We start from the raw sequence: 12,670 nt of genomic DNA on the forward strand, positions 1-12,670 counted from the left end.
GATGTTTATTCGCTCACAGAATAATGCGCCCTTAGAGAAATGCGCCGCCAGCGAAAACAATTCTTCATTGGCGCCTTCCCGCACTAGCGTTTTTCGCGGAAATACCCGCACAGGAAGGTGACGGTCATGACGGAGACCCAGCGCGCACAGTGGCCTGACCAGCTCAGCCAGCGCCTGCTGAAGGAGCGCATCCTCGTTCTCGGCCAGGAGGTCGACGACGAGATCTGCAACCGGCTATGCGGCGAGCTGCTTTTGCTGGCGGCCGAGGATCCCGCGCGCGACATCACCCTTTACATCAATTCTCCCGGCGGTTCCGTGCATGCGGGGCTGGCGCTCTACGACATGATGCAGTTCGTGCCGTGCGACGTGGCGACGGTGGCGATGGGGTTCGCCGCGTCGATGGGCCAGGTGCTGCTCTCGGCGGGGGCCAAGGGCAAGCGCTACGCCCTGCCCAACGCCCGCATCGTCATGCACCAGCCGCTCGGCGGCATCGGCGGCTCGGCCAGCGACATCGCGATCCAGGCCGAGAACATGCTCTTCACCAAGCGCAGGATGGCCGAGATCATCGCCCACCACACCGGCCAGCCGCTGGAGCGCATCCAGGCCGACTCCGACCGCGACCACTGGTTCACCGCCCGCGAGGCGCTCGACTACGGCTTCGTCGACCACATCGCGGAAGGGATGAACTGAGGTGAGTCCCCCCTCACGGACTCATCCGGGAGGTCCGCGCGCTCACCGGCCGGACCTTCCCGCGGGTGTCACAGGCGGTTCCGGCTCGCACACAGGTGCACCGCCGTTTCCCGCATGCGACGTTTCGCCCGGACGGCGAACCGTCGATCCACGCACCGCCACGCGGCGGTCCGTTTCCTCCCCAGGGCTCGAGCCCGAGGGCTCCGGCGAAAGGAAAGTCCGATGAACGGCCGTTACGTGCTGCCCTCGTTCACCGAACGCACCTCCTACGGCATGAAGGAGATGACCCCCTACACCAAGCTGTTCGAGGACCGCGTCATCTTCATGGGCGCGCCGATCGACGACACCGTGGCCAACGACGTGATGGCGCAGTTGCTCACGCTGGAGTCGCTCGACCCCGACCAGGACATCAACATCTACATCAACTCGCCGGGTGGGTCGTTCACGGCGATGGCGGCCATCTACGACACGATGCAGTTCGTCCGGCCGGAGATCCACACGGTCTGCATCGGCGAGGCGTCCTCGGCGGCGGCGGTGCTGCTGGCGGCCGGTTCCCCGGGCAAGCGGGCGGCGCTGCCGCACGCGCGCGTCCTGCTGCACCAGCCGGCCACGGAGGGCGGGCGCGGGCAGGGCAGCGACCTGGAGATCCACGCCAGAGAGATCCTGCGCATGCGCGACCAGCAGGAGGAGATCCTGTCGCGGCACACCGGGCGGGGCACGCTGGAGATCAGGAAGGACATCGAGCGCGACCGTATCTTCACGGCCGAGCAGGCCCGCTCCTACGGGCTGGTGGACGACATCTACGCCTCCAGGAAGCGCACGCCGGCCGGGGCCCGCTGACCGCCCGGATCCCCTCACCGGCGGCTGACGCACGACTTGTACACTCTTGAGGTTTCTTGGGGGAAATCGGGGGAGTGGCGTGCCGCTGGAGCAGGTCCTGATGTTGCTGTGCGCCGCCGCGGGAGCGGGGTGGGTCGACGCCGTCGTGGGCGGCGGCGGGCTGCTGCAGCTGCCCGCGATCATGGTGACCGGCATGCCGACGGTCGAGGCGATGGCCACCAACAAGTTCTCCTCCGTCTTCGGCACCGCGTCGGCGGCCGTGGCCTACGCGCGCTCCACCAAGGTCGACCGGCAGGTGGCGCTGCCGGGCGCCGCGCTGGCGGTGCTCAGCGCCGGGCTCGGGGCGTGGGCGGCGGCGTCGATCTCGGCCGAGGTGCTGCGGCCGGCCGTCATGGTGGTGCTGCTGGCGGTGGCGGCGTTCGTGACGCTGCGACCGGCCATGGGCGCCGTGCCGGAGCCGCACCTGCGCACCCAGGGCCGGGTGGCCGCTGCGGTGGCGACGGCGGGGGTGGGCATCGCCTTCTACGACGGCATCATGGGCCCCGGCACGGGAACGTTCCTCATCATCGCCTTCACCGCCATCCTCGGTCTGGACTTCGTCTCGGCCTCCGCGTCCGCGAAGATCATCAACATCGGGACGAACCTGGGGGCGCTGCTGGTGTTCGGGGCGCAGGGGCACGTGCAGTGGGCCCTGGGGCTGGGCATGGCGGTGTGCAACGTGGCCGGCGCCCAGCTCGGTGCGCGCATGGCGCTCAGGCGGGGCGCCGGCTTCGTACGCGTCATCCTGCTGTGCGTGGTGGCGGCCATGGTGGTCAGGCTGGGCTGGCAGCAGTTCGGCTGACATCCATCCGGCGCCGGCCCTCCGACGGGAACCCCAGACGGCCTCAGCCTGGCGGGCCGGCCGGTCGCCCGCCAGCCGTCCCGCGGTCATCGTGACGGAGAACGCGGCGTCTCATCCGGCCTGCCTGACTCTCACGCCGGCCGCCGAGAGGGCCTCGCGCTCCCCGGGCGGGAGGCCGGGGCCGGTCACCACGACGTCGAGCCGGGAGATCGGGCAGACCGCACTGAGGGCCTCCTCACCGCGCAGCAGCACAAACACGAGTTATGTGCGCAAATACACTGTGGCCATGCGTGCCAGCCGCCTGCTCTCGCTGCTCCTGCTCCTGCAGTCGCGTGGCCGCATGACCGCGCCCGAGCTGGCGGCCGAACTGGAGGTGTCGGTACGCACGGTCTACCGCGACGTCGAGGCGCTGTCGGCGGCCGGCGTGCCGGTCTACGCCGACCGCGGGCCTGCGGGCGGCTACCAGCTGCTCGACGGCTACCGCACCCGGCTCAACGGGCTGACCTCCGAGGAGGCCTCCTCGCTGTTCCTGGCGGGGCTGCCCGGCCCGGCCGCCGAGCTGGGGCTGGCGGAGGTGGCCGCCAACGCCGAGCTGAAACTGCTGGCCGCGCTCCCGCCCGAGCCGCGCTCGCACGCCTCCCGGATGCGCGAGCGTTTCCTGCTGGACGTGCCGGGCTGGTACCGCACGAGCGACGACGTGCCGCACCTGACCGAGGTGGCCGAGGCGGTGTGGGAGCAGCGGCCGCTGCGCATGACCTACCGCCGCTGGGGGCCACGTGAGGTCGAGCGGGTCATCCATCCGTACGGGCTGGTGCTCAAGGGCGGTTCCTGGTACTTGGTCGCCGCACCGGCGGACGGCACGCCCGGCGGCGATCCCCGGACGTACCGGGTGGCGCGAATCCTGACCGTCGAGACGCTGCCGGGGCGGTTCAGCCGCCCGGAGGGGTTCGAGCTGGGCGGGTTCTGGCGCGCGTACGCCCAGGAGTTCCGCGAGCGCATGTACACCGCCGAGGTCGTCATCAGGCTAGCGCCCGGCAGAGGCGAGCTGCTGGCGTACACGATGGGCGGCGAGGTCGTCGGCGCGGCGCTGGCCGCGGCGGGGGAGCCCGACCCTGAGGGGTGGCTCACGCTCACCGTGCCGGTCGAGTCCCTCTCGCACGCCCGCTGGCTGCTGCTGCGCATGGGCGCCGACGTCGAGGTGCTGGAGCCGCCGGAGCTGCGGGCCCTCATGCGTGAGGCGGTCGCCGAGCTCGGCAAGTTGTACGAATAATGAGGCGATATCCGGGCCTCGACTCTGCCAGCATTCCGGCATGTTTCTTCTCGCTTTCGCGGGCGCGTGCGTCCTGGTGGCCATGGCGCCAGGGGTGAGCACCGCCGTCATCATGCGCCAGACGCTGCGTGCGGGCCGTGGCTCGGGCCTGGCCGCCACACTCGGCAACGAGACCGGCATCCTGCTGTGGGGGCTGGGCGCCGCCTCCGGCCTGTCGGCACTGCTGGTGGCCTCGCAGCTGGCCTACGACGCCATGCGGGTCGCAGGCGCGGTGGCGCTGGTCGTCATGGGCGCGCAGGCGCTGTGGCAGGCCCGCAAGGGGTTGCCGCCCGCCGAAGGCGAGGTGGTGGGAGGACTGCGCGGGCCCTACCTGGCCGGGCTCGGGACGTGCCTGGCCAATCCGAAGGCGGCGGTGTTCGCGATGTCGTTCCTGCCGCAGTTCGTGCCGGCGGGCCAGAACGTGCCGTTCACGCTGGTCACGCTCGCCCTCGTGTGGGTGCTGGTCGACCTCCTCTGGTACACGCTGGTCATCTGGACCGTCGCGCGGGCCAAGGCGTGGCTGGGCCGGACCGCGGTGCGGCGGCGGCTGGAGCAGGTCTCCGGCGTGGTGCTGATCGGGCTGGGCGTACGGCTGGCGGTGGAGTCGCGATGACGATCTGGCACGACGAGCGGGGGACGGGCGAGCCCGTGGTGCTGCTGCACTCGACGGCGGCCGACTCCGGCATGTGGGACGCGCAGTGGGAGGCGCTGTCCGAGCGGTTCCGGGTGATCAAGGTGGATTTCCGCGGGTACGGGCGCAGCCCCTACCGTGCCGACGGGCCGTACAGCGACAGCGGTGACGTGGCCCGCCTGCTGGCCGCGCTGGAGATCAGCCGTGCGGCGCTGGTCTCCTCGTCGGGCGCGGGCCGGGTGGCGCTGGAGCTGGCCGCGGCCGGGCTGGCCGACCGGCTGGTGCTGCTGAACCCGATCTCGGACCTGCCTCCCACGCCGGACCTGCGGGCGTACTGGGACGAGGAGGAGCGCCTGCTGGAGGAGGGCGACGCGCAGGGCGCGGCCGAGCTGAACGCGCGCACCCTCCTCGGTCCCGAGGCCTCCCCGGAGGCGTGGGATCGGCTGGTGGCGATGCAGCGGCACGCCTTCGAGGTGCAGCTGGCCGCCGACCCCGAGCCCGAGCAGGTCGAGGGGGAGCTGTCGGCGCGAGCGATCGACGTGCCGGCGCTGGTGGTGGCCGGCGGGCACGACCTGCCGTACTTCACGGCCTCCGCCCGCCACCTGGCCGCCGAGCTGCCCCGGGCGCGGCTGGTGGAGCTGGAGTGGGCCGGGCACCTGCCGGCGCTCGAACGTCCTGAGGAGATCAGCGCGCTGCTGCTGGATTACCTTTAGTGCATGACGAACGACCTGGCGACCCTCATGAGGCAGGCGCAGGACGATGATCCGCTGCGGGCCCTGCACGCCACGACCGCGCTGCGCCGGGAGATCGAACGTCTGGAGGCGGTCCAGGTGCGGCGGGCCAGGGTGGCCGGGCTGGCCTGGGCGCAGATCGCCGAGGCGGTCGGCGTGAGCAAGCAGGCCGTGCACAAGAAGTACGGCCGCCGCTAGGTCACCCACCGGCCGGCGAACCAGCGCAGCGCGATCTGCCAGGAGTAGCCGCGCCGGATTCGATCGGCGACGTCGGGCGGCAGCGTGTCCAGGCCGCGGTGTTCCAGCAGGACCTCGGTGCCGCCCGTGACGGAGGTGAAGGAGACCTCGATCTCCATCCGCCCGGTCTTGTTGATCAGGTCGGCCCATGCCAGGCGGTGCGGCGGATCCCAGGTGAGGACCCTGCCGGTGTCGACGTGGCCGCCGTCGGACCACAGCTCGCGCAGATAGCCGTCCTCGAAGCGGATGCCGACCGCGCGGGCGGGATCGACCCAGCTGTGGCGGCCGCGCACCCACCAGCTGTCGATCTCGTCGGTGAAGGCGCGGAACGCGTCCGCGGGCTCGACGGGGACGGTGACGCTGGCCCGCACGGAGCTCATCCGTCACGCTCCACGTGGTCCTTGAACGAGCCGAGCTGTTCGGCCCAGAACGCCTGCACCTGGTCGAGCCAGGCCTGCAGCGCCGTGAACGGCTCCTGGCGCAGGGTGTAGAGGCGCAGCCGGGCGTCGTCACCGCCGGCCTCGGCCTGCACGAGACCGCCCGCCCGCAACACGCGCAGGTGCCTGCTGAGGGCGGGCGCGCTCATCTGCACGGCCTGCGCGAGCTCGCCGGCCGGGCGTGGCCCGTCGCGGAGCAGGTCGATGACCTTGCGCCTGGTGGGGTCGGCGAGCGCCGCGAGCGTGCCGTCCAGATCGTTAACGTTGTTGTTAATGGTTGCCGCCTTTTGTTAGGCTCTCTCCTTAACGATAGCGACAATTATTGCGGAGGTACGCCCATGGCCGCCGATCTCGGTTACTACACCCTGTCCGTCCGGGACATCGACAGGGCAGCCGCCTTCTACGGGCCGCTGCTGGGCTGGGAGTTCAGGCGCGAGCGCGACACGTACCTGCATGTCACCAACACCGCTGTGCCGATGGGCTTCGTCGCCGGCGAGCCCAGCGCGCAGCCGAACCTCTACTACCACGTGGACGACATCGAGGCGGCGGTCGAGCAGGTGCGCAAGCTGGGCGGCAGCACCGGGGAGGTGTTCGCCGGCCGGTCGGGGCGCGGCTGTTCCTGCACCGACGACCAGGGCACCCAGATCAGCCTGTGGCAGCCCGCCCCGGGGTTCGGCTGATCCGATGGTCAGGCGCTCCCGTGGCGCGAGCGGTTGCGACCTGGTGTTCTTCGACGTCACGAGGAACGCCTCGCGCCGGTTCTGCGGCGTGTCCTGCCGGAATCGCGCCAGGGCCGGCGCCTACCGGGGGGCAGGCCACGTACGCCTGCAAGGGGCAGTGGCCCGTCCTGCGAGGAAAGGGCCGGCGACCGGCGCTCGGGTCGCCGTCCCCGGCGGCAACGATCAGCCAGCCCTCCCCCCTTCATCTCAGGCCTGCCCCAGACGCCCCTACTCTGTGGGGTGCGAGGTGGAGATTGGCGGGGTTGTTCTCGTGGAGCCCGCTGCTAGAGGTACTGGCCCGCCTCGGCACTGTCCGTCTTCGACACACGCACCGACACCACGTTGGCGAGGTTGACGACCACGCCGTGCACGTCGTCCTCACGGTCATATCTCGCCCGCATCAACACCAGGCTGCGTCGCTCGTCCACAGCACGAGCGATCGCCGCCACCGCCTCCGGCTCCCCGTCGAAGTCCCCGCTCATCACGGAGACGTCTTCGCCGCCCATCAGGTGGAAACGAATGATCAGTGCGACATTCTCCCGCACGGCCGGCTCCTTTCGCCATAATCCGCAAGGGACCCCTGCCCAGGGTCGAACGCTGTAGGCAGCTGCGCTCCATTCGCTGGCGGCCCGCGCCGATGGGAAGGGGCCGGCACCCACGCCGCGACCGGGTCGACTTCGGGAATCGTGAGATAGAGTGGAGATACCGAGGTCTTTTCGAGCGTTGGCATTCAGGTCTGCGTCGCCCCCGGCGAACCACCACCGGCCTCTTCGAGGGCCTGGACAGGTCAGGCGACCATGACGCCGACACTTCTTTCTCAACCCGCACCGCTCAGCTCAGCCTCGCCCGCGATCCCTCGGGTCGATTCCGCGCTACGGCTCAGTCTCCGCCCGGTGCCGAACCGGCTGGCTGTGGTGGACGGGGCCTGGTGGCCCTCCTCCCGCGACGCGGCCGCCGAACTGCCCGGCCTCATCGGCGCCGTGGACCGGCTGCTGGATCGGGTCACGCTCCGCATCGGCCTGCACGGCGATGCGTGGCAGAACATCCCACGCCGCATCCCGGCGCGCGGGCGTCAGGTCCGCGTCGGCTGGTTCCGCCACACCGACCCGCGCGTGATCACTCTCAGCTTCGCCGCCGGCGAGCCGGTCGTCCTGCTGATCATCCCGTCAGGCACCGCCGCCGGCGCCGCCCGGGCCACGCTCAAGCTCACCGCCCAGGACATCGCCGGCTTGGACATCGACGCCATCCTCACCCTCGCGCATCTGTCGGCCGCCCCCGCTCCGCGCGCGACGGCCGACGACTCGGCCCGCTGGGAGGACGAGGGCGGGTCGGTCATCGGGCAGGCGGCGCAGCCATCCATGGGCCGGCCGGCAACGTCGCCATGACCCCCGTGTGCCGCCTGCCGGCCGGATCGAGCGGCCCTGGCACCGCCCGTACTGGCGGCGGGCCGATCTTCGGCCGGCAGGCATCCCAGCACCTTTCAGCGTCTCCCGTGAGGAGGACTTCCATGACCGTCATCGACACCGCCCCGCTCGCCGGGGCGAGCGCCTCGACGCCGACCCTTGTGCACCTGTCGGGGGACATCGACATCTTCACCACAGCCCGCCTGCGCCAGAGGCTGATCAACGCCCTCGACCACAGCACCGACCTGCTCATCCTGGATCTGTCCCAGGTCACCTTCTGCGGGGCAGGCGGGATCGGCGTGCTGATCGGCGTGCAAGGCCGTGCCCGGACACGAGGCATCACGCTGGCCCTGACCGGTGTTCCCCCGAGCGTGGCCCGGCTGCTGAGCATCACCGGCCTGGACCACCACTTCCCGATCATGGCGTGACCGGCATGCCGACCACCCGCACCGCCGCCGAGGCGGGCTATGACGGCAATGCGCCGTTCCCCCGCCCCGCCGCGCCCGCGCGGGCCGGTATCGTCCCGGTGACGCTGACCGCGACGATCGTCATCGCGCCGTTCATCGCGCTGGGCGCCGGCATCTGGCTGGCGTGGGGCAGCGGGATCACCCTCACCGACCTGCTGCTGGCCGCCGCCTTCTACATGGTGACCGGGCTGGGCGTGACGGTCGGCTTCCACCGGCTGCTGACCCACCGCTCCTTCACCGCCCGCCCCTGGCTACGCGTCATCCTGGCCATGGCCGGATCGATGAGCTTCCAGGGCAACCTCATCGACTGGGTGGCCGTCCACCGCCGCCACCACGCCTTCACCGACCGGCCCGGCGACCCGCACTCTCCCTACCGCTACGGCACCGGTCTTGGCGGGCAACTGCGCGGCCTGGCCCACGCCCACCTGGGCTGGCTGTTCTCCAGCGAACCCACCTCGGCCACACGGTATGCTCCCGACCTGCTCCGCAACGACCCGGCCATGCTGCGCATCTCACGCGCCTTCCCCGCCTTGTGCGCCGCCTCCCTGATCCTGCCGTTCGCGGCGGGCTGGGCGATCAGCGGCAGCCTGTACGGCGGTCTGACCGCGTTCATCTGGGCCGGACTGGTCCGCATCGCCCTGCTGCAGCACGTCACCTGGAGCGTCAACTCCCTGTGCCACATGATCGGCGAGCGGCCGCACACCACCCGCCGCCACGACCGCTCCACCGACCTGTGGCCGCTGGCTCTGCTGTCCTTCGGAGAAAGCTGGCACAACGGCCACCACAGCCGGCCCAACTGCGCCCGGCACGGCCGCAGCCCTCGCCAGATCGACCCCTCGGCCGCGCTCATCGGCCTGTTCGAACGCCTGAACTGGGCCACCGACGTGCACTGGCAGCCCGCCGACGTCCTCGGCCACCATCGCACGGTGGCCGGCAAACACACGCTGCGCTCCAGCACCCGCCCCGGCGCGCCCGGGGGACGTTAGCCCTGGTCAGCACGCTTGAGAGAAGCTCGTTCCGGACGGAGAGAAGATCTATGGTGAGGGGAGGATCTCCAGGGAAGGCGCCAGAGTGACAGGTGATGGTGAGCGGATGCTGGGCGGCTTGCTGGGTGCCAGCCAGCTGGCTGCGATGGAGGATCTGCCGGGCCTGGTCGCCGCGTACGGACGGCTGGCCGGTTTCTCCCACACCATGATCTACGTAGCTGACCTGCAGCAGCAGATGCTGGTGCCGTTGGCCGGGCGGCACGGCGAGTTCGGCGAGCCACCCGAACCGATCCGCATCGACGCCTCCATGGCCGGGCGCGCCTTCCGCAGCGTGGAGATCGTCCAGGCTCGGCACCTGCTGGATCCCGCCGCGCCCGAGACGGTGCGGGCGTCGCCGGCCGGGGACGGGCCGCAGCGACTGTGGGTGCCGTTGCTGAACGGCACCGAGCGGATCGGTGTCCTGGAAGTGACCGTGCCGCGGGAGTCACAAGGCGTTGCGTTGCTGGCCGGCCGGCTGGCCTTGCTCGTCTCGCTGCTGCTGATCAGCAAACGCCCGCACAGCGACTCCTATACGCGCCTGGTCCGCGCTCAGCCGATGACACTGTCGGCTGAGGTGCTGTGGAACCTGCTCCCGCCGAGAACCTTCGCCGACGACAGGGTGGTGGTCAGCGCCGTGCTGGAGCCCGCCTACGAGGTGGGCGGCGACGCTTACGACTACGCGATCGACGACGACACCCTGCATGTGTCGATCTTCGACGCGATGGGGCACGACGCCGCGGCCGGGCTGACCGCCACCATCGCCATGGGGTCCGCTCGCACCAGCCGCCGCCAGGGCAAAGATCTGCCCGCCACCAGCGAGGCGATCGACGCCGTGATCGCCGAGCAGTTCACCGGACGCTTCGCCACGGGCGTCCTGGCCGATCTGGACCTGCGGACCGGCCGGTTGAGCTGGGTCAACCGAGGCCACCATCCGCCCCTGGTGATCCGAGGTGGCCAGCAGGTCGCCACCTTGAGCGGCGCGCCAGATCCGCCGATGGGTTTCGGCCTGGGACTGTTCACCGGCCTGCTGCGCTACCAGCTCGAACCCGGGGACCGGCTGCTGTTCTACACCGACGGCATCATCGAGGCCCAGAGCCCGGACGGGCAGATGTTCGGGCTGGAGCGCTTCATCGACTTCATCGTCCGCCGCGAGGCCGACGGCACGTCGGCTCCGGAAACCCTGCGCCGGCTGATCCAGACCATCCTGAAGCGCCAGCGCGGCCGGCTCCAGGACGACGCCACCGTCCTGACGGTCGAGTGGCGTACCAAGCGGCAACAGCACCTCATTTTGGAGAACGTCAGGGTGCCGGTGCCGCAACAGGCAACATGAGTGTGCGGCCTGGAGATAACGCGGCACTCGCCTGGTGGCGCGGTCGCGGTGTGGTGCAGGCGGGTGGGGTGCGGGCTTGGTGGTGTCGGGTCGGCCGTGGCTGCTTTCGGTCTCTGGGGTCGGGGAGCCCAGGAACAGCCGGTTGGCGGTGAGAATGATCTTGAGCGAAGTGTGACGTCCCGCGTCGGTATGTGATCGCTTGGGGGTTTTACCCGGAGGCTTGTCGCGGAACACCTATACGGGACACCCTGACCTGGGGCGCTGTCTCGGCCGGTTGTCAGAGTGCGTTCCGCGAGCTTATGTCCGTGATGTCGCAGTGTGATCGTATGGATTTGTAGCGTTACCGCCGGTCGTCAGGGCAGGATGTGCTGGGATGGCCGCGTGACCGAGCGCAAGCCGTACCCCAGCGACTTAACCGACGCACAGTGGGCGCTGATCGAGCCAGTGCTCACGGCATGGAAGGCCACACACCCATCCGTCAGCGGCCACCACGGCAACTACGAGTTACGTGAGATCGTCAACGCGATCCGCTACCAGGGACGAACCGGCGTCCAATGGGACTACCTCCCGCATGATCTGCCGCCCAAGAGCGCCACGTACTACTACTTCGCCGTGCGCCACGAGGCGTTGCGCGACCGAGTGGAGGTGAAAGACCTCGACCGTGGGGCCGTCGCAGCGGTCCTATCGAAGATGGGAGCAGCCTGAGCCGGGGAACGCAGGGGAAGGCGGGAAGCAGCTCCGACAAAGCCGAGACGTCTCAGCACCGCCAGATGGGGTGGGCTCGGCAATCGAGACCAGAAGGTGCAGCGGAAGCGAATCAGTGGTTGAAGCCCCGTAAGAGTAGTGCCGTCTCAAATCTGGTGGATAGGGGACGGTGAGCAGTACGTGGCTCTCGGTAGTGAAGCGGGAGCCGCCCCCCTGGAGCAAGCTGGAAAGGCTAACCAGGGTGGTCAGGGTGAAGGTCTGCGGCGTAGCCGTGACGATGCTGTCGGGGTATAGCTGGGCGCCTACCTGGTCGATCGGTACGCAGTGAACGTGGGAACCGTCTGCGGTCGCCCTCCCTGGCCAGGCAGCCAGTCCCGGCAGGCGGGCAGATCCGTTGCCGATTGCAGGCCGTAGGCGGGGCGGAGGCTCCGTAGTACTCCGGGCACGCGAAAGGTGTGCACATGGGGAAGGGAGCCAGCAAGTCAGCGGCAAGGAGGCTGGAATGCCAGGAGTGACGCTGGTGAATGCCGGCGGGCCGGAGCTGGAGTATTCCCTTTACAGGGCCGAGCGCCGGGTACTGGAGATCCAGGCCAAGCTGCACCGATGGGCTGGTGATGATCGCCATTGCCGGTTCGATGATTTGTTCAACCTCGTCTGTGATCCCGCGTTCTTGTTGGTGGCGTGGGGTCGGGTGCGGAGCAACAAGGGTGCCCGCTCAGCTGGTGTGGATGGCCGGTCGGCCTTCTATATCGAAGCGAGGGTCGGAGTCGAGGAGTTCCTCGATCGGCTGCGTGCCTCTTTGAAGGACCGCAGCTTCCGGCCGGAACCGGCGCGGGAACGGATGATCCCCAAGGCGAGCGGCAAGATGCGTCGCCTGGGCATCTCGACCGTGGCCGATCGGGTGGTCCAAGCATCCTTGAAGCTGGTCCTGGAGCCAATTTTCGAGGCGGATTTCCTGCCGTGCTCGTATGGCTTCCGGCCTAATCGCCGAGCCCATGACGCGGTGGCCGAGGTTCGCCTGCTCACGTCCAAGAAGTACGAGTGGATAGTAGAAGGCGACATCAAGGCATGTTTCGATGAGATCTCGCATCCGGCTCTTATGGAACGCGTGCGGGAACGAGTCGGAGACAAACGCGTCCTGAGCTTGGTGAAGGCGTTTCTGAAGGCGGGCATCCTGACCGAGGATGGCCTGCTGCGAGACACCGAAACCGGCACTCCGCAAGGATCGATCTTGTCTCCGCTGCTCAGCAACGTGGCCCTGTCCGTGCTGGACGAGCACATCGCCCGGCTGCCGGGAGGGCCTGC

At 69.7% G+C, this 12,670-nt stretch carries 19 protein-coding genes; 15 read left to right on the forward strand and 4 right to left on the reverse strand.

The window, feature by feature from the left end:
- Nucleotides 1–126 precede the first annotated feature (126 nt).
- From ABGA98_RS17900 to ABGA98_RS17910, 3 genes are all read left to right on the forward strand, one after another.
- On the forward strand, nt 127–690 hold the full coding sequence (locus tag ABGA98_RS17900) for an ATP-dependent Clp protease proteolytic subunit (RefSeq protein WP_347619436.1): 564 nt from the start codon (nt 127–129) through the stop codon (nt 688–690).
- Nucleotides 691–912: 222 nt separating this feature from the next.
- The gene (locus tag ABGA98_RS17905) at nt 913–1,530 is read left to right on the forward strand and encodes an ATP-dependent Clp protease proteolytic subunit (RefSeq protein WP_347619437.1); all 618 of its coding nucleotides are present in this window, start codon (nt 913–915) and stop codon (nt 1,528–1,530) included.
- A gap of 79 nt (nt 1,531–1,609) precedes the next feature.
- Complete coding sequence (locus tag ABGA98_RS17910; RefSeq protein ID WP_347619438.1) at nt 1,610–2,371, forward strand: TSUP family transporter; 762 nt, start codon at nt 1,610–1,612, stop codon at nt 2,369–2,371.
- A 111-nt stretch (nt 2,372–2,482) separates the two neighbouring features.
- Here the strand turns inward: ABGA98_RS17910 and ABGA98_RS17915 are convergent, their stop codons facing one another.
- Complete coding sequence (locus tag ABGA98_RS17915; protein ID WP_347619439.1) at nt 2,483–2,623, reverse strand: hypothetical protein; 141 nt, start codon at nt 2,621–2,623, stop codon at nt 2,483–2,485.
- A 34-nt stretch (nt 2,624–2,657) separates the two neighbouring features.
- Here ABGA98_RS17915 and ABGA98_RS17920 point away from each other — a divergent pair, with 34 nt between their 5' ends.
- The 4 genes from ABGA98_RS17920 to ABGA98_RS17935 are packed head-to-tail and all read left to right on the forward strand — an operon-like array spanning nt 2,658 to nt 5,240.
- A complete protein-coding gene (locus ABGA98_RS17920) occupies nt 2,658–3,641 on the forward strand; it encodes a YafY family protein (RefSeq protein WP_347619440.1) in 984 nt (327 codons plus the stop codon).
- Nucleotides 3,642–3,681: 40 nt separating this feature from the next.
- On the forward strand, nt 3,682–4,293 hold the full coding sequence (locus ABGA98_RS17925; RefSeq protein ID WP_347619441.1) for a LysE family translocator: 612 nt from the start codon (nt 3,682–3,684) through the stop codon (nt 4,291–4,293).
- Nucleotides 4,290–5,024, forward strand: a complete 735-nt coding sequence (locus ABGA98_RS17930) for an alpha/beta hydrolase (RefSeq protein ID WP_347619442.1) — start codon at nt 4,290–4,292, stop codon at nt 5,022–5,024. The genes ABGA98_RS17925 and ABGA98_RS17930 overlap by 4 nt, the downstream gene beginning before the upstream one ends.
- A gap of 3 nt (nt 5,025–5,027) precedes the next feature.
- Entirely contained in the window at nt 5,028–5,240 is a 213-nt protein-coding gene (locus ABGA98_RS17935; protein ID WP_132599661.1) for a hypothetical protein, read from the forward strand.
- Here the strand turns inward: ABGA98_RS17935 and ABGA98_RS17940 are convergent.
- Nucleotides 5,237–5,659, reverse strand: a complete 423-nt coding sequence (locus tag ABGA98_RS17940; RefSeq protein ID WP_347619443.1) for an SRPBCC domain-containing protein — start codon at nt 5,657–5,659, stop codon at nt 5,237–5,239. The two genes, ABGA98_RS17935 and ABGA98_RS17940, sit on opposite strands and share 4 nt — an antisense overlap.
- Nucleotides 5,656–5,991 carry a metalloregulator ArsR/SmtB family transcription factor gene (locus ABGA98_RS17945; protein ID WP_347619468.1) on the reverse strand — a complete coding sequence of 112 codons (336 nt, stop codon included), beginning with the start codon at nt 5,989–5,991 and terminating at the stop codon, nt 5,656–5,658. Before ABGA98_RS17945 ends, ABGA98_RS17940 begins: the two co-directional genes overlap by 4 nt.
- A 63-nt stretch (nt 5,992–6,054) precedes the next feature.
- Between ABGA98_RS17945 and ABGA98_RS17950 the strand changes: the two genes are divergently transcribed.
- Both ABGA98_RS17950 and ABGA98_RS17955 read left to right on the forward strand, forming a co-directional pair.
- Complete coding sequence (locus tag ABGA98_RS17950) at nt 6,055–6,396, forward strand: VOC family protein (RefSeq protein ID WP_347619444.1); 342 nt, start codon at nt 6,055–6,057, stop codon at nt 6,394–6,396.
- Nucleotides 6,397–6,400: 4 nt separating this feature from the next.
- A complete protein-coding gene (locus ABGA98_RS17955; RefSeq protein WP_347619445.1) occupies nt 6,401–6,790 on the forward strand; it encodes a CGNR zinc finger domain-containing protein in 390 nt (129 codons plus the stop codon).
- Here the strand turns inward: ABGA98_RS17955 and ABGA98_RS17960 are convergent.
- Complete coding sequence (locus tag ABGA98_RS17960) at nt 6,720–6,980, reverse strand: hypothetical protein (RefSeq protein WP_347619446.1); 261 nt, start codon at nt 6,978–6,980, stop codon at nt 6,720–6,722. The two genes, ABGA98_RS17955 and ABGA98_RS17960, sit on opposite strands and share 71 nt — an antisense overlap.
- 252 nt (nt 6,981–7,232) lie before the next feature.
- Between ABGA98_RS17960 and ABGA98_RS17965 the strand changes: the two genes are divergently transcribed.
- The 6 genes from ABGA98_RS17965 to ABGA98_RS17990 all read left to right on the forward strand — a co-directional run.
- The gene (locus tag ABGA98_RS17965) at nt 7,233–7,820 is read left to right on the forward strand and encodes a DUF5994 family protein (protein WP_347619447.1); all 588 of its coding nucleotides are present in this window, start codon (nt 7,233–7,235) and stop codon (nt 7,818–7,820) included.
- A 122-nt stretch (nt 7,821–7,942) separates the two neighbouring features.
- Nucleotides 7,943–8,266, forward strand: coding sequence for an STAS domain-containing protein (locus tag ABGA98_RS17970; protein WP_347619448.1), 324 nt, complete (start codon nt 7,943–7,945; stop codon nt 8,264–8,266).
- 5 nt (nt 8,267–8,271) lie between these two features.
- Entirely contained in the window at nt 8,272–9,291 is a 1,020-nt protein-coding gene (locus ABGA98_RS17975; protein WP_347619449.1) for an acyl-CoA desaturase, read from the forward strand.
- A gap of 106 nt (nt 9,292–9,397) precedes the next feature.
- A complete protein-coding gene (locus ABGA98_RS17980) occupies nt 9,398–10,660 on the forward strand; it encodes a PP2C family protein-serine/threonine phosphatase (protein WP_347619450.1) in 1,263 nt (420 codons plus the stop codon).
- A gap of 381 nt (nt 10,661–11,041) precedes the next feature.
- A complete protein-coding gene (locus ABGA98_RS17985; protein WP_347619451.1) occupies nt 11,042–11,365 on the forward strand; it encodes a transposase in 324 nt (107 codons plus the stop codon).
- A gap of 502 nt (nt 11,366–11,867) precedes the next feature.
- A partial coding sequence (locus ABGA98_RS17990) for a reverse transcriptase domain-containing protein (RefSeq protein ID WP_347619452.1) occupies nt 11,868–12,670 on the forward strand: 803 nt, incomplete at its 3' end.

The sequence above is a fragment of the Nonomuraea sp. B1E8 genome, from assembly GCF_039871515.1.
In the GTDB taxonomy this organism is placed as follows: Bacteria; Actinomycetota; Actinomycetes; order Streptosporangiales; family Streptosporangiaceae; genus Nonomuraea.

Excerpts from the sequence above, each read along its gene's own strand:
- ABGA98_RS17900 (WP_347619436.1), top strand. The coding sequence starts at position 127 with ATGACGGAGACCCAGCGCGCACAGTGGCCTGACCAGCTCAGCCAGCGC.
- ABGA98_RS17905 (WP_347619437.1), top strand. The coding sequence starts at position 913 with ATGAACGGCCGTTACGTGCTGCCCTCGTTCACCGAACGCACCTCCTAC.
- ABGA98_RS17920 (WP_347619440.1), top strand. The coding sequence starts at position 2,658 with ATGCGTGCCAGCCGCCTGCTCTCGCTGCTCCTGCTCCTGCAGTCGCGT.
- ABGA98_RS17925 (WP_347619441.1), top strand. The coding sequence starts at position 3,682 with ATGTTTCTTCTCGCTTTCGCGGGCGCGTGCGTCCTGGTGGCCATGGCG.
- ABGA98_RS17930 (WP_347619442.1), top strand. The coding sequence starts at position 4,290 with ATGACGATCTGGCACGACGAGCGGGGGACGGGCGAGCCCGTGGTGCTG.
- ABGA98_RS17935 (WP_132599661.1), top strand. The coding sequence starts at position 5,028 with ATGACGAACGACCTGGCGACCCTCATGAGGCAGGCGCAGGACGATGAT.
- ABGA98_RS17940 (WP_347619443.1), bottom strand. The coding sequence starts at position 5,659 with ATGAGCTCCGTGCGGGCCAGCGTCACCGTCCCCGTCGAGCCCGCGGAC.
- ABGA98_RS17950 (WP_347619444.1), top strand. The coding sequence starts at position 6,055 with ATGGCCGCCGATCTCGGTTACTACACCCTGTCCGTCCGGGACATCGAC.
- ABGA98_RS17955 (WP_347619445.1), top strand. The coding sequence starts at position 6,401 with ATGGTCAGGCGCTCCCGTGGCGCGAGCGGTTGCGACCTGGTGTTCTTC.
- ABGA98_RS17965 (WP_347619447.1), top strand. The coding sequence starts at position 7,233 with ATGACGCCGACACTTCTTTCTCAACCCGCACCGCTCAGCTCAGCCTCG.
- ABGA98_RS17970 (WP_347619448.1), top strand. The coding sequence starts at position 7,943 with ATGACCGTCATCGACACCGCCCCGCTCGCCGGGGCGAGCGCCTCGACG.
- ABGA98_RS17975 (WP_347619449.1), top strand. The coding sequence starts at position 8,272 with ATGCCGACCACCCGCACCGCCGCCGAGGCGGGCTATGACGGCAATGCG.
- ABGA98_RS17980 (WP_347619450.1), top strand. The coding sequence starts at position 9,398 with ATGCTGGGCGGCTTGCTGGGTGCCAGCCAGCTGGCTGCGATGGAGGAT.